The sequence below is a fragment of the Dyadobacter psychrophilus genome (assembly GCF_900167945.1).
Taxonomy (GTDB): domain Bacteria; phylum Bacteroidota; class Bacteroidia; order Cytophagales; family Spirosomataceae; genus Dyadobacter; species Dyadobacter psychrophilus.
Genome location: NZ_FUZA01000005.1, coordinates 95,552 through 114,035 on the forward strand (window position 1 = coordinate 95,552; position 18,484 = coordinate 114,035).

The 18,484-nt window shown below is 48.3% G+C and carries 12 protein-coding genes and 2 riboswitches; of the genes, 8 read left to right on the plus strand and 4 right to left on the minus strand.

Translation table 11 applies throughout. The annotated features are described in order from the left end of the window. Nucleotides 1-6 precede the first annotated feature (6 nt). The 4 genes from B5X68_RS18480 to B5X68_RS18495 all read left to right on the plus strand — a co-directional run bounded on the left by B5X68_RS18480 (nt 7) and on the right by B5X68_RS18495 (nt 4,128). Entirely contained in the window at nt 7-912 is a 906-nt protein-coding gene (locus B5X68_RS18480) for a histone deacetylase family protein (RefSeq protein WP_082216254.1), read from the plus strand. 107 nt (nt 913-1,019) lie between these two features. Next, on the plus strand, nt 1,020-1,709 hold the full coding sequence (locus B5X68_RS18485) for a YetF domain-containing protein (protein ID WP_082216255.1): 690 nt from the start codon (nt 1,020-1,022) through the stop codon (nt 1,707-1,709). 8 nt (nt 1,710-1,717) lie between these two features. Continuing rightward, nucleotides 1,718-2,428 carry a DUF421 domain-containing protein gene (locus B5X68_RS18490; protein WP_082216256.1) on the plus strand — a complete coding sequence of 237 codons (711 nt, stop codon included), beginning with the start codon at nt 1,718-1,720 and terminating at the stop codon, nt 2,426-2,428. Further along, the gene (locus B5X68_RS18495; protein ID WP_082216257.1) at nt 2,425-4,128 is read left to right on the plus strand and encodes an alpha-amylase family protein; all 1,704 of its coding nucleotides are present in this window, start codon (nt 2,425-2,427) and stop codon (nt 4,126-4,128) included. Before B5X68_RS18490 ends, B5X68_RS18495 begins: the two co-directional genes overlap by 4 nt. 4 nt (nt 4,129-4,132) lie before the next feature. Here the strand turns inward: B5X68_RS18495 and B5X68_RS18500 are convergent, their stop codons facing one another. After that, on the minus strand, nt 4,133-4,669 hold the full coding sequence (locus B5X68_RS18500; RefSeq protein ID WP_141110341.1) for a hypothetical protein: 537 nt from the start codon (nt 4,667-4,669) through the stop codon (nt 4,133-4,135). A 64-nt stretch (nt 4,670-4,733) separates the two neighbouring features. Next, nucleotides 4,734-5,546, minus strand: coding sequence for a pseudouridylate synthase (locus B5X68_RS18505; RefSeq protein ID WP_082216259.1), 813 nt, complete (start codon nt 5,544-5,546; stop codon nt 4,734-4,736). Between the two features lie 169 nt (nt 5,547-5,715). Here B5X68_RS18505 and B5X68_RS18510 point away from each other — a divergent pair, with 169 nt between their 5' ends. Continuing rightward, a complete protein-coding gene (locus tag B5X68_RS18510; protein ID WP_082216260.1) occupies nt 5,716-6,804 on the plus strand; it encodes a Gfo/Idh/MocA family protein in 1,089 nt (362 codons plus the stop codon). Between the two features lie 2 nt (nt 6,805-6,806). Further along, nucleotides 6,807-9,134, plus strand: a complete 2,328-nt coding sequence (locus tag B5X68_RS18515; RefSeq protein ID WP_082216261.1) for a DUF7133 domain-containing protein — start codon at nt 6,807-6,809, stop codon at nt 9,132-9,134. Between the two features lie 57 nt (nt 9,135-9,191). Here the strand turns inward: B5X68_RS18515 and B5X68_RS18520 are convergent, their stop codons facing one another. Then, nucleotides 9,192-11,372: a TonB-dependent receptor plug domain-containing protein gene (locus tag B5X68_RS18520; protein WP_082216262.1), complete on the minus strand. Its 2,181-nt coding sequence runs from the start codon at nt 11,370-11,372 to the stop codon at nt 9,192-9,194. Then, on the minus strand, nt 11,356-11,985 hold the full coding sequence (locus B5X68_RS18525) for a cytochrome c biogenesis protein CcdA (protein ID WP_082216263.1): 630 nt from the start codon (nt 11,983-11,985) through the stop codon (nt 11,356-11,358). Before B5X68_RS18525 ends, B5X68_RS18520 begins: the two co-directional genes overlap by 17 nt. A 129-nt stretch (nt 11,986-12,114) precedes the next feature. Further along, nucleotides 12,115-12,378: riboswitch (cobalamin riboswitch) on the minus strand. A gap of 75 nt (nt 12,379-12,453) precedes the next feature. Beyond that, nucleotides 12,454-12,638: riboswitch (cobalamin riboswitch) on the plus strand. A 160-nt stretch (nt 12,639-12,798) separates the two neighbouring features. Between B5X68_RS18525 and B5X68_RS18530 the strand changes: the two genes are divergently transcribed. Both B5X68_RS18530 and cobN read left to right on the plus strand, forming a co-directional pair. Further along, nucleotides 12,799-14,181, plus strand: coding sequence for a cobyrinic acid a,c-diamide synthase CobB (locus tag B5X68_RS18530; protein WP_229208478.1), 1,383 nt, complete (start codon nt 12,799-12,801; stop codon nt 14,179-14,181). Nucleotides 14,182-14,183: 2 nt separating this feature from the next. Further along, complete coding sequence (gene cobN / locus B5X68_RS18535; RefSeq protein ID WP_082216264.1) at nt 14,184-18,467, plus strand: cobaltochelatase subunit CobN; 4,284 nt, start codon at nt 14,184-14,186, stop codon at nt 18,465-18,467. Nucleotides 18,468-18,484 lie beyond the last annotated feature (17 nt).

Below are 18,484 nucleotides of genomic sequence, written 5' to 3' on the forward strand. Positions count from 1 at the left end.
CTTTGCATGTTCCCAATCGCATTTGACCCCATATACAAATACCCGGTGCCGGACGGACATCGTTTCCCGATGGATAAATACGAATTGCTTCCGGTGCAATTGTTACGGGAAGGCATTGCAGAGCCTGCTGATTTTTTTAGCCCCGAACCCGTTGATATGCAAGCAGTATACGCGGTTCATGACCGTGCCTATGCAGACCGCTTTGTACAGGGAAAGCTGAGTAAGCAGGAAATGAGGCGGATTGGTTTCACTCAAACGCCCTTGCTGGCTGAACGCGAGCTGAGGATTACAAACGGAACAGTGCAAGGCGCGTTGAAAGCATTGGATACGGGCATTGCCTTTAACATTGCCGGCGGAACGCATCATGCCGGCCGGGATTTTGGGGAAGGCTTTTGTATGATCAACGACCAGGCCGTTGCGGCGAAATATCTGCTCGATCACAACAAAGCGAAACAAGTGCTCATCATTGATCTTGATGTACACCAGGGAAACGGAACGGCCCATATTTTTGCTGATGAGCCGCGCATTTTCACGTTTTCAATGCACGGAAAAAATAATTATCCTTTCAGAAAGGAAAAAAGTGACCTGGATGTGCCTTTGGATGACCGAACGGACGATAATGCATATCTGCAAATCCTAAAAGACACACTTCCCAAATTATTTGAGCAGGTCAGGCCGGACTTCATCTTTTATCAGGCGGGAGTTGACATTCTGCAAACCGACAAAATCGGACGTATGTCCTGCACCGTGCAAGGCTGCGAGCGTCGGGACGAAATGGTCTTACAAATGGCCAGAAAGCACAATATTCCGGTTCAATGCAGCATGGGCGGCGGCTATTCCTCTCAACTGAGGACAATCCTGAACGCACACGCAAACACTTACCGTGTAGCTGGTCAAATTTTTCACCTGTGACTTTTTCGGGACAGAAATTGCACGATTGTAAAGTTTTCTAACCGGAGCCGGCTTTGAAAAACATCAGGCATAATTTTTAAACAGCACCGCGGTGACGAAAAAAAATTATGAAAAAGGAAGATATACATCTCTGGGATGTGCAGCGGATCTTGATAGGGGAGGCTCCCGCATCGTTTCTAATTGAGGTGTTCGTGCGAACAGCCCTGATTTACGTAATGCTGCTTATCGCGGTCCGGTTAATGGGCAAAAGAATGAGCGGCCAGCTAACAATTGCCGAAATGGCGGTTATGCTCACATTAGGTGCGATTGTCTCACCTGCTATGCAGATTCCTAATGTGGGTTTATTACAAGGAACCCTTATTTTGCTGTTAGCTCTCTTGTTTCAACGCGGCCTCAACTGGCTGGAATTCAGGAGCAGCAAACTGGAAGAGCTCAGCCACGGGAAAGTGGTAATGCTGGTGAAAAACGGAACGCTCATGCTGCATGAGATGAACCGGGCGAAAATGTCCAGGCAGCAGTTGTTCGCGGTGTTGCGGAACGAAGGGATTTTTAACCTGGGCGAGGTTGAGCGGGTTTACCTCGAATCATTCGGTATGTTCAGCGTGTACAAATTTGACCAGGCCAGGCCAGGGCTTTCCGTGCTTCCGCCTAAGGAAAATTTACCTATCAATGCCCGAAATCAAGCTCCACAGGTTGCGTGCACAAGCTGCGGGCATGTGCAGGATGAAGCAGCGCCGGAGGATAAATGTCCCGTTTGCGAGGCCAGTGCCTGGTTGCAAGCCACAATATCTATTTAAAAACTCCTATGAAAAAAGAAGATATACATCCATTTGACTGGCCAAGGATATTTTTTGGTGAAGTCCCGTTTTCGTTTTTTATAGAAGTCATCTTTCGCACGGCGTTCATTTACCTCATCCTGATGGTTGCAATGCGGTTAATGGGAAAAAAAATTGCATCTCAGCTGGGAAGGAACGAAATGATCGCAATGATTTCGATGGCGGCAGCAATAGGGGTGCCCTTGCAGTCTCCCGACAGAGGTTTGTTGCCAGCTGTGATCATTGCGGGCATTGTTGTTGCAATTCAGCAGTTAATAGCCGGCAAAACCACGACCAGCGAGAATTTTGAAACCATTACGCAGGACAAGATCAGTACGCTGGTTTCTGAAAGCAGGTTGGAATTAAAAGAAATGTCAAGAACCAGATTGACACGCGAACGCGTTTTCGGCCAGCTCCGTAACCAGGGTTATTGCCAGTTGGGTGAGGTCCGGAGAATGTATCTGGAAGCAAACGGGACCTTCACGGTTATCAAGCACGAGCGCGCTGTGCCCGGACTGTGCATATTGCCGGATTGGGATCAGGAATACATTAATAAGCTTTGCAATGACACTGGAAAAATAGTCTGTAACCATTGCGGGAACCTGCTGGCGCAAGCGGGCACAGAAATCAAGAAATGCAATAATTGTGGTAAAAAGGAATGGATTAAGGCAGTCATTAACACCAAAGAAAAAACCGAATGAAGCAGCCAGTCAGGATTTTAATGCTCATTATTTTAATGTTCCCGGCCCTTTGCGAAGCGCAGGAAAAACTCGCGGGTGTCGATCTGAAAAACCATTTGTGGTACAAAAACAGCATTATATACAACCTTGAAGTGGGTGTTTTTAAAGATAGCGACGGGGACGGCCGTGGCGATTTCCAGGGGCTGATCGAAAAACTTGACTATATCCGTGCACTGGGCGTGGATGCGATCTGGCTGGCACCGTTTCAGCCTTCGCCGGGTAAGGATGACGGTTATGATGTCGCGGATTTTTATGGGGTTGATGAAAAGCTGGGAACCAGTGGCGACTTTGCGGAACTGGTTTTCCAAGCAGAAAAAAGGGGCTTGCGGGTCATTATGGATCTGGTGATCAATCATACGTCAGATCAGCATCCCTGGTTTAAGAATGCGAGAAAAAGCAAGGACTCCAAGTATCGCGACTGGTACATTTGGTCGGATAAATTGCCGAAGGACTATGACAAGGGAATGGTGTTTCCAGGCGTGCAAAAGGCTGTTTGGAAGTTGGATTCGCTTTCCGGGCAGTATTATTACCATCGTTTTTACGACTTTCAGCCAGATCTGAACTTCGCTAATCCGGATGTGGTGACAGAAAGTCAAAAGATCATTGGTTACTGGCTCAACCACGGCATTTCCGGCTTTCGTCTGGACGCGGTTCCTTTTATCATCGAAGTGCCCAAAACGGGTAGTGAAAAACCCAAGCTGGATTACAAGTTTTTGATGGATATCCGGCAGTTTGCTCAGTCCCGGAAAGCGGATGTTGCTATTCTGGGCGAAGCAAATGTGATGCCCGAAGAAAATCAAAATTATTTTGGAAAGAACGGTGAGGGAATGCAAATGATGTTCAATTTCTTTGCTAACCAACATTTATTTTACGCTCTGGCAACAGGAAAACTCGATCCGTTCAAGAAAGCGATCTCAGAAACACAAACCATTCCGGAGGCATCCCAATGGGCACATTTTCTTAGAAATCACGATGAAATTGACCTTGGCAGGCTTACAGACAAACAACGGCAGGAAGTGTATGACAAATTTGGCCCTGATACGAGCATGCAGCTGTACGACCGGGGCATCCGGCGGCGGCTGGCCACAATGCTCGGCAATAACCGCAAGCATATGGAACTGGCTTACAGCTTGTTATTTTCGCTTCCGGGAACTGCGGTTATCCGCTACGGCGACGAGCTGGGGATGGGGGACGACCTGCGTTTGAAAGAGCGTATTTCCGTCCGCACGCCTATGCAATGGACAAGCGACAAGAATGCTGGTTTCACGACGGCTGACACTGCGTTTCGTCCCGTTATCGATTTTGGCGATTATAGTTACAAAAAGATCAACGTGGAGCAGCAACTGCGCGATTCCGCATCCATGCTCAACTGGACCACGGAATTGATCAAACTCAGAAAATCCTGTCCTGAGATTGGCTTAGGCACTTATAAGGTGATCGAAGCTGGCTCACCGTATGTTTTTGCTATTCAGTATGAGCATGAAGGTAAGTCGCTGTTGATCCTGCATAATTTCAGCGATCAGCCGCAACAGTCCACATTTAACTTAACTGGGAATAAGGCTTTAACAGACTTGATGCAAAAGGAAGATCAAAACGCATCCTCCGGAAAATACAACATCAAACTCAGAGGATATGGCTATAAATGGTTCCGGCTTAAATAAAATCCTAGTCAAGCAGTGCAATTGAAAACAGCTTGTTTGTCCTGTCAAAAAGCAACTCAACGCGCGAATCGAGTTGTATGGCCCCTTTCGTAAGTTGCAGCACACATGCAGAATCGAAATGCAGGTTTCGGGAAATGCCTGTTTTGTGTGTGACGGGAAAACCGAGGAATTGAGCGGTAGGCCTGGTTCCGGGCTTCTGACGAAAGTTTTGGTTTTGGCTAACCAGTTTATCACCAACCTTAAATGTCTGGCCGTGAACCGCACCCACCCAAATGCCACTGTCCGACAAATCCCAGTTTACGAGCTTATCGTGCAGGAAAAAAATATTGTTCTTTCCATATTTATAAAGCTTCAATGTGTCCTCGTCGATCTCCGAGTAGTAATCAGAAATTTGATCAGGTTCTCCTAAAATAGCGATTAATTGTGCCGCGCTGTCTCCCGCGACAACCCCGATAGAATCATTACCGGGTTTCATCAAGGCAATTTGCGTGATATCGGCAACGGTTTGACAATGCGCGGTTAATGTCAATAAAGTTAGCATGAAGCCAAAAATGAAGGAATATTTCATAGCAGTTGAGCGAAATTTCCTTAATAACGCTGAAAACTTAATTTTCACCTGCTGGAACCGCATCCATTTCAATTCCTGCCAGCATATGTGCCAGAATCGGTGCGCATTTTTCACGGCACGCAGGATAAAAATGGCCGTGTTTCCAGAAAGCCGATTTGGGGGACTTTCCCCACCAAAATTCAGCCAGCGCGAGCGGCTTCATCTTATTTTGAAAGGCATATTGCAGTAGTTTCGGGGCCGCACATTCGCCGGCGCCTGCGGGAGGATTTTTGTAGGATGCATCAGCAAATATCGTACGCAGACTTTTGTGCTCCCCGGCTTGGTTCAGGAATTTGTATTGATCAAAAATCTCGTTTTGCAATGAAACAGAATGCTTTTTGCGTAAAACTTTCAGGTCTGTAATTTCTGTTGCAAATGCCTCATTTTCGAGTTTCTCTAACATCCGAATCTCATCATTCATCTTCGAAAGGGCCGTCATTCCCGTGTTAAGGAAGCCGTCTTTTGCGACCCCATCGAAAATGGGAGGGACAAATTTTGGATGATGGTTTCCGCCAGCCAGCTTCCCCGAAAATGCAGCAATGTATCCGATCTGAGCTTGCTCGGTTTCAACAACAAGGACCCCGAACATTTTACCAATTACATTTTCCATGTCATTTGTCAAACCGAAATTATGATCCCAGTCCTGCTGGTTTCCAAGGTGCGTTTGCAGCATTTTAACAGCCAGTAAACTGATCGGATGAGGTTCGTATTGAAACGGGAAACCGAATTTATCAGGTAAGGGATAATCGGCCGTAAAATCTTCAAACGGTGTGAAGAAAGTGTCTGCGGGTAAAGTTGAGGGCGTTAACAAAAGTGATAGGGATACTTCAATTACAAAATCCTGCTGAATACAACAGGCGTATCCGACATCAAAAATACAACATGAAAATTTATTCAGGGATAATAATTGTAAATCCAACACTTCAATTTAAATAAATATTGATATTTGCAGAGTGAGTTATAATATAACAATTTGAGCTATGCTATTAGAAAGGCGCGATTTCCTATCCTCATTGACTTTGGCCAGTGCGGCCACCTTATTTACGGGCAGCTCATTGCTGGCTGCTACGGCTCCCAAAAAAGAAAAATTGGGCATCGCCCTGGTCGGTCTGGGATATTACAGCACCGATTTGCTTGCACCGGCTTTGCAATTGACTGAAAAATGTCAACTCGTGGGGATCGTTACCGGCACACCGTCAAAAGCCGAAACCTGGAAAGCTAAATACAACATCCCGGAAAAGAACATTTATAACTATCAGAATTTCGACCAGATCGCCAATAATCCGGACATTGACATCGTATATGTAGTCCTTCCGCCTTCTATGCACCGCGAGTTTGTGGTGCGGGCGGCCAAGGCTGGCAAGCATGTGTTCTGTGAAAAACCGATGGCACCGTCTGTTGCAGACTGCGAGGCGATGATAAGTGCCTGCAAAAGTAATAAGGTGAAGCTGGCCATTGGTTACCGCTGCCAGCACGATCCGAACATTCAGGCTTATATGAAAGTGGCCAAAGAGCAGAAATTTGGTAAGGTAAAAATGGTAAATAGTGCGGCGGGTTATGTAGACAATCGCACCACGCATTGGAAACAAAACAAAGCCTTGGGCGGCGGCGTAATGGGCGATATGGGCGTTTACGCATTGCAGGGCGCCAGGCTTGCCACGGGCGAAGAGCCGATCAGTGTGATTGCGCAGGCTTCAACCACCCGGCCGGAAATATATAAGGAAGTAGAAGAAACAATGATGTTCATGCTCGATTTTCCAAGCGGAGCGCGTGCAGCATGCCAGACGAGTTTTGGGATCAATATGAACCATTTGCAAATTAATTACGAAAAAGGCTGGGTAAAAATGGAGCCGCAATCGGGTTATAGTGGCAACAAAGGCAGTATGTCGGACGGCACCATTATTAATTTTCCTATCAAAAGCCAGCAAGCGAAGCAAATGGATGAGGACTGCCTGGCCATCATGAACAACACAGACCTGATCGCTCCGGGAGAAGAAGGACTTCGCGATATCCGCGTCGTGGAAGCTATTTATAAGTCGGTTAAATCCGGCCAGTCCGTAAAAATCTAGAAATGAAACATGCCATTGCGTTTTCAGGGCTGCTGCTGGCTTCCCTGCTGATTTATAATTGTACCGGAACCAAGAAAAACGGGGTTACTGCCGAGTTTCTGACGCCCGAATTCAATCCTAATCCAACCGGCAAATATTTATCGCCGAAGGAAAGCATGGCAACCATGCACCTTCCGCCGGGATATCGGTTGCAGCTCGTTGCGAGCGAGCCGATGATCAAAGAGCCGGTGGCGATTGCGTGGGATGGCAATGGCCGAATGTATGTGGCTGAAATGCTCACTTACATGCAGGATGCAGACGCGGTGGGCGAGCAACAAAAAATCAGCCGGATCTCACTTTTAGAAGATACAAATAACGATGGTGTAATGGATAAAAGCACCGTCTTTATCGATAGCCTGCTGCTGCCAAGAATGATGCAGACTGTTGGTAATGAGCTGCTCGTGAATGAAACCAACACCATCGACATTTACAGTTACCGCGATACGAACGGGGATGGAAAAGCTGATTTGAAAAAGCCTGTTTACCAAAATGACAAATATGTGGTCAATGACGTGAACATGGAACACCAGCGCAGTGGGCTGGATTGGAACCTGGACAACTGGATGTATCTCACGTACGACGCGGTCCGTTTTCGTTACACCAATGGCAAAATGCAGGTGGATACGATTGTGAGCGGGTCGAGCGGACAGTGGGGGCTAACCCATGATAACTATGGCCGGATTTTCTACTCACGCGCAGGCGGTGAAATACCGGCACTCGGTTTTCAGATCAATCCAAAATACGGAACGCTGGATTTTCCAGACCAATATAATGCTGAATTTTCCGAAGTGTGGCCGATCATTGCTACGCCTGATGTACAGGGCGGGCCTCCGCGGCTACGTCCGAATGAAACGCTGAACCATTTTACTGCGCCAACCGGTCAATCCATTTACAGGGGTGAGCAGTATCCCGCCGATTTCTCGGGCGATTACATTGTTTGTGAGCCGGTTGCTAGGGCAGTAAGGCGCGCAAAAGTGGTGCACCAAAATGGAAAAACGACGCTCCGAAATGTATATCAGCGCAAAGAATTCCTATCGTCTTCGGACATGAATTTCAGGCCTGTAAATTCCGCAACAGGGCCCGATGGCAACCTCTACATCGTGGATATGCACCGCGGGATCATTCAGCAAGGCAACTGGACGCCGCCGGGATCATTTCTCAGACAAAAGATCGACAGCATTGGCCTCGCCAAAAACGTGGGGCACGGCCGCATTTACCGGATCGTTCATGAAAGCTCCAAAATGGCCGCTAAACCGCAAATGCTGAACGAGAAATCAGCAGAACTGCTCCTTCATCTGGGCCATCCGAACGGCTGGTGGCGAGATAATGCACAAAAAGAACTCATCGCCCGCGCAGATAAATCAGTAATTCCCGCACTGAAAGACATCGCAACCGGTAAGCGCAACATTGCAACGAACGAATTTGAACATTTGGCTAGAATCCACGCATTGTGGACGTTGGAAGGCTTGGACGCCATGGATACTGCATTATTAATAACCGCAATGAATGATGCCGACGCGCGGGTCAGGAAGACGGCTGTTTGGATTAGCGAGCCATATTTAAAGTCGGGTGATGAAAAGCTGACTACGCAGGTTGGGAAATTGGCGAGTGATACAGATGATGACGTGCGCGTTCAGGTGTTGTTGTCATTATATAACAGCAAATCTGATCAGGCGAAAGTAATTGTGAGTGAGATTTTGGACAAAGGTAAAAACCATGAAATGCTGCTGGCTACCAAAACGGCTTTGGACAAAAACGAAAATGTGAGAACATTCGGCAGCAGGCTAGGGCAAATGGATGAGGAGTCGCGGAAACTGATTATCAGTGGCGCAGCGATTTTTAAATCATTGTGTGCGAGCTGCCATGGTGCGGATGCCAAAGGACTTGCGATAGGCGGGGCAGGAATGGCCGCGCCAGCACTCGTTGGCTCACCAAGACTGGAATTCATCGAAAAAAATAACCTGGTCCGCATCGTGCTGAAAGGCCTGACCGGCCCGGTTGAAGGCAAAGAATATACCAGCATTATGCCCGCAATGGAAGCCAATAGCGACGAATGGGTGGCATCGGTTGTGAGCTACATCCGCCACGACTTTGGCGGCAAGCCTCCACGGAAAAAGGGTGAGATTCCAGGCATGGCACCCGCGGCTGTCAATAATGAATCCGGTTTTCCAGTCAGGAAAGCATCTTCACCTATTGTAACGGCCGGGGAAGTCAAAAAAATAAGGGAGGAAAGTGCTTCACGGACAACGGCCTGGACAATCCAGGAGCTGAAACCGGAAATTCAGGAGTAAAAACTAGTGCGAAAAACAATGTTGCGATCCGGGTATTTTACACGGATCGCAATGTGTCTAAAAATTAAAAGAATATCGAGCAGAAATAGCCCTTCCCGGCAGGTTATAACCTCTTTTTTCGTAGTAATTCTCGTCCGTTACATTCGCGATTTTGAAGGTTATTGAATGATTTCCGGTTATTTTGAATGCAGCGGCAAAATCAAGCACCATATAATTCGGATACTCAATTTCAGGATTGATCGGATCGGTATAATCGATATCCGTCCGCATGCCCACCGTCCGGCCCGATAACCGAAGTCGCAGCCATTTCAAATTGTCATATTCAAGTCCATAATTGAATGTATTTCTGGCCACATTCTGAATATTGCGGACCGTTTCCGAAGCGTCCGATCCGATGATCAATTCTTTTGCTTTAAGTAGGGAGGTGCCGTTCCAGAATGCTCTTAATGTATAATGGAAATCGTTTAACGCCCCGAAATCGTAGGAGATTTCCGTTTCCAAACCATTGATATTTGCGTCGGCAGCATTGACAAAAGTGGCCCTGGAAACGATCACATCACCATTCTGCAGCGGCTCATTCACCGTCCGGATAATCTTGGCTATCCGGTTTTCAACCTGGGTCGAAAAGTAGGTGACACCGGCCGATAGCCCCGATTTTGGTTTGTCCAAGTGCAAACCCAGGTCCCAGCTCAGGCTGCTTTCGTTTTTTAGGCCGGGGTTTCCCGCAGTGACCGCAATCCTGCCTTTTGAATCCCTTATCTCGTTGTAACCGGCCACACTGTACGCATCCGTCGTAACGAATGCACGGCCAACATTTGCCTTTATAAATACATTACGCACAGGGTTATAGGTGATCCCGAGACTCGGACTTGTAAACGGCGTGTGCTCTCTGCCCGCTTTATAAGTTGGTAGCAATGCTGTTTGGCGCACATCGAATGTAATGTTGTCGTGGCGAACGCCCGGCTGCAAGGTTATTTTTCCAAATTCCAGCAATGCCTGTGCAAAAAATGCGGACGAAATGATCGCATATTCGGGCTGCGTGGGAGCGCGCTCCGTGGTGTCATTCGTCCAGCGGCGACTTTTGGTGGAAGCGTTCAGATAGTCATAACCCACGATTATTGAATGTTGCCCGATCTTCCAGACATCCTTAACCTGGATTCCCTTCCACTCGTTTTTCCCCGCAGCAGAACGGAAAGGAACCACGGGCTTGCCCGAAACATTGAGGGTGTAATTGGACGTGTTTTCTCCTGCTCCAAAAATTTTAACGGTCGGACTGTGTGAGCCAATTTGCCCGGTAAGCGAAATGTCCAATGCAGATCGGCCGATGTCTTTGGTGCTTGCTTCCGTGCTGCCGGACGAGATCTCGCCCGGTGACTCAACATTTTTCGCCTGAAATGTCTCACCCCGCACATCCAACCTGAAATATTGGTTCAACTGATAACCCAGCCGCAACGCCCCGGAGTAATAATGCAGCTGTGTATAAGGCCGTTTTGCCCCATCGTTTACAGTTTCGTCGACTTTTTCAATCGGCCGGTCGTTGTAATTTTTTTGTGCCGAACGATAGCCAAAAGCATCTCGCAGCCAGTTATTGCTTCCTGTTTTATAATCTTTTGACCTTTCCAAATAAGCAAATGAAAGGTCGAAATCGAATTTCTTGGTCAAATTTCCACCTGTATTGATGCCAGCCTGAACTGTATTAAAACTCCCGTATTCCACGAAACCATTGCCGCTTGCCGGGCCTTTTGAATGCTTCGTGATCACATTAATAACGCCTCCCATAGCCTGAGAACCGTAAAGAGAAGAAGCGGGGCCTTTCAAAACCTCGATCCTTTCAATGCCATTCAAATTGATCTGCGATAAATTCGTCGCACCCGCCGCACGACCGTCTATGAGGAGCAATGTCCGCTGGTTAAGTCCTGAAAATTGAGGCCGGAAACCACGAATTCCGATTCCGCTGGACAGGTTAGGATACTGGATCACATCCACAGCTGCTGATTTACGGACTATGTCGGTAAGATCCTGCGCCGGCGTCAGGCGAATGTCCTCTGAGGAAATAAGGTCTATTTTTTGGGCGATCCGTTCTTTCTGCGTGTCAAAACGTGTTGCCGTAACCACAATCGGGTTCAGCAGATTCACGTCGGCAGAATCGGTAGTCGCGTCCTGGGCCGCTACGGAAAAACAGCCTGCGAATGTAAGGCAGAAGACGGATAAAGGTAAAGTGCTATGCAAGGGATTCATATAAGGTGATTGCTCCGATAATAGTTGAAAATGTGCCTACCGAGTAGTTGATTATTTTGAGAAAAGTTTCTCTTTTACTGGCAAAGCGGTTGATGGAAGTCGCAAAAAAGTATCCATATGCGGACATGGAAAGGATAATGCCGACACTTTGCAGGATAATGATCCACACAGCTGTGGACGCATCACTCGCTGCGAGGGTAAGGGCCACTGCGCAGGCGCCGCCCGTTCCTGCGAGTCCGTGCACCATGCCCACCCAAAACGAGCGGCTGAACTTTTGCTGGGAATTGGGAAAATGTAAAGTCGTGTCTTTCACAAGATTCCGGCGGATGGCAACCACCCCCAGCCAGATCATCAACGGCCCGACGAGTAGCTCTACTTTTTCTGAAACGTCGAGGGTAATGGTTGATTTCAGCAGCAAAACCAGCACTGCAAAAAGGATCAGCGTAAAGGAATGTCCGAGCGCCCAGTGAGACGATCGCCAGATCAGTTTCCAGCGCCGGGCAGGATTTTTGGTGTCATCGCTGGCAAGCACCGACACCGCCGCCATGTGATCGGGCTCGAAAGAATGCTGGACACCAAGTAACAGGGAATCAATCAGAAGGATGTTGACCATTCGTTTTTCGTATTGGGTTAGATAAGTAAAAAGTGCTTATCTCGAAAAACTTAGGGAACAATGCAGGAGCAGGCAATAGCCCAAAAAGCCACTGCCGGTTTCCTATTGCCTTTCTTCCCGAAAGCAATCCGGATAAAATATCGACTGGCAGGTCTTCTGGCTCGTTCCGTCGCAACGCCTTCCCGGGTGATTAATGAGTGAATGAGTGAATGATTGAATGAGTGAATGTTTTATTATTCATTCATTCATTCACTCATTCAAATTTCTTCCCAGTGGCACAAACTTGTTGCAACGCTTCATTATGAACTTACAGCAGCGGGTACTGCTCCGGATTTTCACCGGATTCCCTTTTCATCACGCCCAAAGGCGCAAACCAATTGAGCCGCAAAGATGGAGTTTTTTTGTTTTATGCAACGGGAAAAACTATTATTCCCCTACTTTTACAGTCATGAAATAGTTCTTTGCTTTGTTTTTCCAATAGGAAAAGGTTTTACTAACCACGTGAATTAATAGGGAATCGTGTGCAAATCACGAGCTGTCGCGCAACTGTAAGTAACGCTTAAAGTTTACATCGGAATGATATCCACTGGGTAACCGGGAAGGATGATGTGAATGTTACAAGTCAGGAGACCTGCCTTTTTTTGTTGACAATGCTTCCGCGAAATGAAGCTTCGTCTGGTCTGGATATGTCCGGTTTTTTAAACTGCGATTATCGGGTGTAATTCGCCCATTCTTCTCCATCCTGCCTTTGTTTCGTCTGCATTTTAAAATTTTGGCAAGAGCTTTTAACTCACATGATTTTATGTTAAAAGTATGCAAACGCTACAAAACTGCCGTCCGCGAACTGACGACAGAAGCAATTCAACATTAATGCAAAGCTTTACCCGTTCCCACTTCCTGATCTCGGCGCCGTCGAGTAATTCTGGTAAGACTACGCTTACGCTGGCGTTATTGCGTGCGCTGAAAAACAGGGGGTTAAGCGTGCAGCCTTTCAAATGCGGACCGGACTACATCGATCCGATCCATCATACTTCGGCCGCCGGAAGTCAGAGCATTAATTTGGATACATTCATGGCTTCGGAAAATCATGTCCGCCGGGTTTACGCAAAATACAGCGACGGGGCCGATGTTTCGGTGACGGAAGGGGTGATGGGACTGTTTGACGGAGCAGATAAAATGAGCGGCAGCAGCGCGGAAATTGCGCATTTGATGGATATACCTGTGATTCTGGTAGTGAATGCGAGATCCATGGCTTATTCAGCCGCTCCGCTTTTATTTGGTTTCAAAAATTTTGACAAGCGCGTCAATGTCGCAGGTGTGATCTTCAATTTTGTGAGTACGCCCTCACATTACCGGTTTTTGAAGGAGGCTTGCGTGGATGCCGGCGTGGAGTCATTGGGTTACTTTCCACAAAACAATACATTAAGTATTCCATCCAGGCATCTGGGCCTGCATATTTCTGCCGAAACGAACTATGAGCAGATCATTGGAGACCTCGCAGAGGCGCTCCCCAAAACCGTGGACCTGAATCGGTTACTGGAAATCACGCAGCGCCCCGACGAAGACAATTACCCCGGACCGGTTCATGCATTACCAAAAATTTCAAATCTAAAGATAAGCATTGCTAGGGACGAGGCCTTTTCATTTATATACAAGCAAAATATAGAAATGCTGGGGCGGTTTGGCGAAATCCGATGGTTCAGTCCATTGCATGATGCAGTTTTGCCAGAGACAGATTTCCTTTATTTGCCTGGCGGTTATCCGGAATTATTTGCAGAAAAGCTCAGTGAAAACACCTCCATGCGTGCCAGCATTAATGATTATTGCAAGCGCGGCGGCCGTGCGCTGGCAGAATGCGGAGGCATGATGTATCTCGCCAAAAACCTCACAGATCAAAGCGGAGATATATTTCCAATGGCGGGCGTGCTGGATTGTGCCACTTCCATGCAGCGCGCAAAAATGACATTGGGTTACCGCATCGCCGATTGGAATAATATCCGGATAAAAGGCCACGAGTTTCACTACAGCAATTTTCTCGACAATGATATGCCGTGTGAAGCGATAAATGTCACGAATGCAAAAGGTGTCGAAACGGACACAAAATTTTACAGATTCCAAAATACTGTTGCTTCTTACATGCACCTGTACTGGGCAGATAATGAGTCATTTATAGAAAATCTATTAGCCATAAACTAAAAATGTCGGTAAAACGCCAGCGCATCACGCGAGCAGACGGAAAAGCGATCAACCTTGTGCAGCGACGGGGACATTTGTCGTATTGCTACAACGCCTGCTGCTGCGGCAGGGTTGACCGGGGCTACGCGGCGATTCCCGTAGAACTGTACAAAAGCGAGTGGCTCAAAAGGAAGCTACGCAACGTGGTGCACATGACAAAAGGCGGCTGCCTGGGGCCGTGCACGCTTGCAAATGTGGTTACGCTGCTGTTTGACGGGCATTCTGTGTGGTTTCATTCCATTAATAACGACTGGCAGATCATTGCGATTTTTGATTATATCGAAAGCATGGTAAAAGCGGACCGCTATCTGGTTCCACCTTCGGACCTTGCTGAGTATGTGTTTCAATTTTATACATGGAAGGGGTCAGAAACGGCGACTATGAACGGACAGCCTGCCATTCCCACAGAGGGCATTGTGTTCATGACGCACGCGGATACGGACTTGCTGACATTGAACCGCGCCATGGAAACATTGCCCGAAGATTTTCCCAAAACAATGGGAATCAGTCTGCTGGCCTTAAAAAGTGAAGAACAGATGCAGCAGTTACTCGGTCGTGAACTGGCGGAAGCGCAGATCATTGTGGTTCGCATTCATGGCAGACTGAGCAGTATCCCTGGCTATGGGGAGCTGGTAAAACTGGCGAAAGAGCGGCAGCAGCATTTGATTATTGTCAGCGGAACCGGCGAGCTAAACCCGGATTTTGCGGCCGTTTCCACCGTTTCGCCGGCTATTTTGCAGGAAACGTTAAATTATTTGCAAGCGGGCGGTTATGCCAATTTTACGTCATTGCTGTGCTATCTGTCGGATCATTTGCTGATGACAGGCTTCGGGGCGGAACCTGCGGCTCAGTTGCCCGAACACGGCATTTACCATCCCGACCTTCCTGAAAACGCCGACATTTCCGATTGGTTGAAATACAAAAATCCTGCTCTTCCAACCGTTGCCATCACTTTTTACCGTGCACACTGGATCAGCGGCAATACGCATTTTGTGGATGCCATGATCCGTTCGCTGGAAAGCCGGAATTTGAATGTGCTGCCGGTCTTTACATCCTCCTTAAAATCCACAGACGCAATCACCGGCAAGCCGCTTGCTTTTCAATATTTTGATGATGAATCGGTTAAGGTTGATGTTTTGATCAACACCATTTCATTCGCGATCACGGACATTCAGCCTGCGGGGACAATCAGCAAACCGGTAACAGCACTGACAACCCTGGATGTGCCTATTTTACAGGCGATTACGAGTGGCATGAGCCGCGGACCCTGGGAAACTTCGTCGCGGGGCCTGAACCCGCTCGATACGGCGATGAATGTTGCTATCCCGGAATTTGATGGCCGGATCATCACGGTTCCTGTGTCATTTAAGGAAAAGGGAAAAGAAACAAAAGGCTACGAGCCGCTCGAAAACAGGGTGGAGCGGGTTAGTGGCCTGGCGCTCCGTTTTGCGCGGTTAAGACATTTGGATAATGCCGAAAAGCGCATTGCATTCATTTTTACCAATTCAAATACAAAAGCTTCCCAGGTTGGAAATGCGGTTGGATTGGACGCCCCGGCCTCGCTGATGAACATGCTGCACGCGATGCAGGCAGAAGGTTACGACATCCGGAATGTGCCCGCGACAGGCAACGAACTGATCCATACATTGATCGATCGCTGCTCGTATGACCGGAATTATCTGACCGATGAACAGCTTGATCATGCAGCCGGGCATGTTCCCGTTCAACGATATCAGAAATGGTTTGAAGAGCTACCGGAGGCATTGAAAAGTAAGATTACCAAACAGTGGGGGCCAGCACCGGGAGAAACTTTTGTGCATAACGGCCAGATCGCTTTGGCCGGACTGGACCTGGGTAATGCGTTCGTGGCATTGCAGCCACCGCGCGGTTACGGCATGGATCCGGATGCTATTTATCATCAGCCGGATCTGCCGCCAACGCATCATTATTATGCATTGTACCGGTGGCTCCGCGACAGCTGGGGTGCCGACGCGATCGTGCATGTAGGCAAGCATGGAACATTGGAATGGTTGCCTGGAAAAGGCATAGGGCTCTCAGAAAATTGCTTTCCCGACGCTTTCCTGGCCGATATGCCCCTCTTTTATCCGTTTATCATCAATGATCCCGGCGAAGGTTCTCAGGCGAAACGGCGAGCTCACGCAGTTATCGTCGACCATCTTACGCCACCCATGACTTCGGCGGACAGCTATGGCGAACTGGCGCAGCTTACGCAGCTGGTTGACGAATATTATCAGGTAGAAAGTCTGGATCCTGCAAAATTGCCTCTGTTGCAAAGACAAATATGGGAATTGATCCGGCAAACGAACCTGGATGCCGACCTTTCTGCCATGCTCAGCCGCGACCACGGGGATCACAAGCACGACTGGGACGACGAAATGACACCAGAAGGTGTGCCCGTAAGCCTGACAGAAATGGATGGAAAGGACATTGCCCACCTTATTGAAGACATTGACGGTTATTTATGCGAACTGGGCGCTGCGCAGATCCGTAACGGACTGCATACATTGGGAGAAATGCCCGCCGGCGACGCTCTTGCCGACATGTTACAAGCACTCACAAGGCTCCAAAACGGCTCAGTTCCAGGTCTGCAATCGGAACTAGCGACGTTATTCGATCTTGAATTGAATGTTATCCTCACAAAAAAGGGCGAAAAGCTAAGTGGCGTTAATTTGCATTTTGAACAGCTTGCCGGAAGGGCAATTGTTACCGGCGCGGATGCATTGGAAGTGATGGATGAGCTGAGCAATCATTTATTCAAACTTTTGGAATATTACCGTTTCAGGCCCGCGTCGATTGATCAGGCGATTTTTGAAACGCTTAACATTACGCCGGCACATCCGGGTTTTGACCATATCAGATCCATTCTCGCATTCGTTTGCGGCGAGTTGCTACCCAACCTGGCCCGAACGGACGAGGAAATTACAAACCTGCTTCATGGGCTTTCGGGGGGCTACATTCCCGCTGGTCCGAGCGGCGCGCCTACGCGTGGGATGGCGCATATCTTGCCAACCGGACGCAATTTTTATGCGGTGGATCCTCGCGTACTTCCTTCCAAAGCAGCCTGGGAAGTTGGGCAGCAGCTTGCGCGGGAAGTTTTGGAAAGACATTTGAAAGAAACCGGTCGCTATCCCGAAAGTGTAGCGATAAGCATCTGGGGGACAAGCGCTATGCGCACGCATGGGGACGATGTGGCCGAAGTGCTGGCGTTGCTGGGCGTGCGTCCGGTCTGGCAGGCGGAAAGCAGGCGCATAAACGGCATTGAGATCATTGAACTGGCTGAGCTGGGCCGCCCGCGTATCGACGTCACCACACGGATCAGTGGTTTTTTCAGGGACGCATTCCCGCATTTAATCGAATTACTGGATGACGCGGTACAAATGGTCATTGCCCGCGACGAGCCGCTGGAAGATAATTTTGTCCGGAAACATTATTTAAAAGATCTGTCAGCATTACAAAAGGACGATAATCTGACCATCGAGGAGGCTGAGGAAAAGGCAGCTTACCGGATTTTTGGTGCAGCGCCGGGCACGTACGGCGCAGGAATTTTGCCGCTGATCGACGAGCGGAACTGGCATTCGGATGCGGACCTGGCACAAGCTTACGTGAATTGGGGTGGCTTTGCCTATTCAAGAAATGCGCAGGGCGTGGACGCGAAAAGCGAATTCAGGCAGCGACTGGCGGGCGTGGAAGTGGCGCTGCATAACCAGGATAACCGCGAACACGACATTTTCGACAGCGATGATTACCTGCAATTCCACGGCGGCATGATTGCAACGATCCGTAGCCTCACTGGCCAGCAGCCGAAACATTATTTTGGTGATTCACAAAATCCGGCATTGCCGGTTGTCAGGGATCTAAAAGAGGAAACATTGCGCGTTTTCCGGTCACGGGTGATCAATCCCAAATGGATAGAAAGCATTAAAAAACATGGTTACAAGGGCGGATTGGAACTGACTGCAACGGTCGATTATATTTTCGGATACGACGCGACGGCGCATGTCGCCGAGGATTGGATGTATGAAAAGCTGGCTCAAACCTATGCGCTGGATCCGCAAATGCAGCAGTTTTTTGAAGAAAGTAACCCCTGGGCGCTTAATGCAATTGCAGAAAGATTGCTTGAAGCAGTCCAGCGGGGCATGTGGGAGGCGCCTTCTCAATCGGCTTTGGAGGGTTTAAAGGATTTGTATATCAAAAGCGAGGCACTGCTGGAAGTGCGGGCGGAGTAGCGCATTAAAGAACTGTA

Coding starts and splice junctions, on each gene's coding strand:
- cobN (WP_082216264.1), top strand. CDS start 14,184: ATGTCGGTAAAACGCCAGCGCATCACGCGAGCAGACGGAAAAGCGATC.
- B5X68_RS18515 (WP_082216261.1), top strand. CDS start 6,807: ATGAAACATGCCATTGCGTTTTCAGGGCTGCTGCTGGCTTCCCTGCTG.
- B5X68_RS18495 (WP_082216257.1), top strand. CDS start 2,425: ATGAAGCAGCCAGTCAGGATTTTAATGCTCATTATTTTAATGTTCCCG.
- B5X68_RS18500 (WP_141110341.1), bottom strand. CDS start 4,669: ATGCTAACTTTATTGACATTAACCGCGCATTGTCAAACCGTTGCCGAT.
- B5X68_RS18530 (WP_229208478.1), top strand. CDS start 12,799: ATGCAAACGCTACAAAACTGCCGTCCGCGAACTGACGACAGAAGCAAT.
- B5X68_RS18510 (WP_082216260.1), top strand. CDS start 5,716: ATGCTATTAGAAAGGCGCGATTTCCTATCCTCATTGACTTTGGCCAGT.
- B5X68_RS18525 (WP_082216263.1), bottom strand. CDS start 11,985: ATGGTCAACATCCTTCTGATTGATTCCCTGTTACTTGGTGTCCAGCAT.
- B5X68_RS18520 (WP_082216262.1), bottom strand. CDS start 11,372: ATGAATCCCTTGCATAGCACTTTACCTTTATCCGTCTTCTGCCTTACA.
- B5X68_RS18490 (WP_082216256.1), top strand. CDS start 1,718: ATGAAAAAAGAAGATATACATCCATTTGACTGGCCAAGGATATTTTTT.
- B5X68_RS18485 (WP_082216255.1), top strand. CDS start 1,020: ATGAAAAAGGAAGATATACATCTCTGGGATGTGCAGCGGATCTTGATA.
- B5X68_RS18480 (WP_082216254.1), top strand. CDS start 7: ATGTTCCCAATCGCATTTGACCCCATATACAAATACCCGGTGCCGGAC.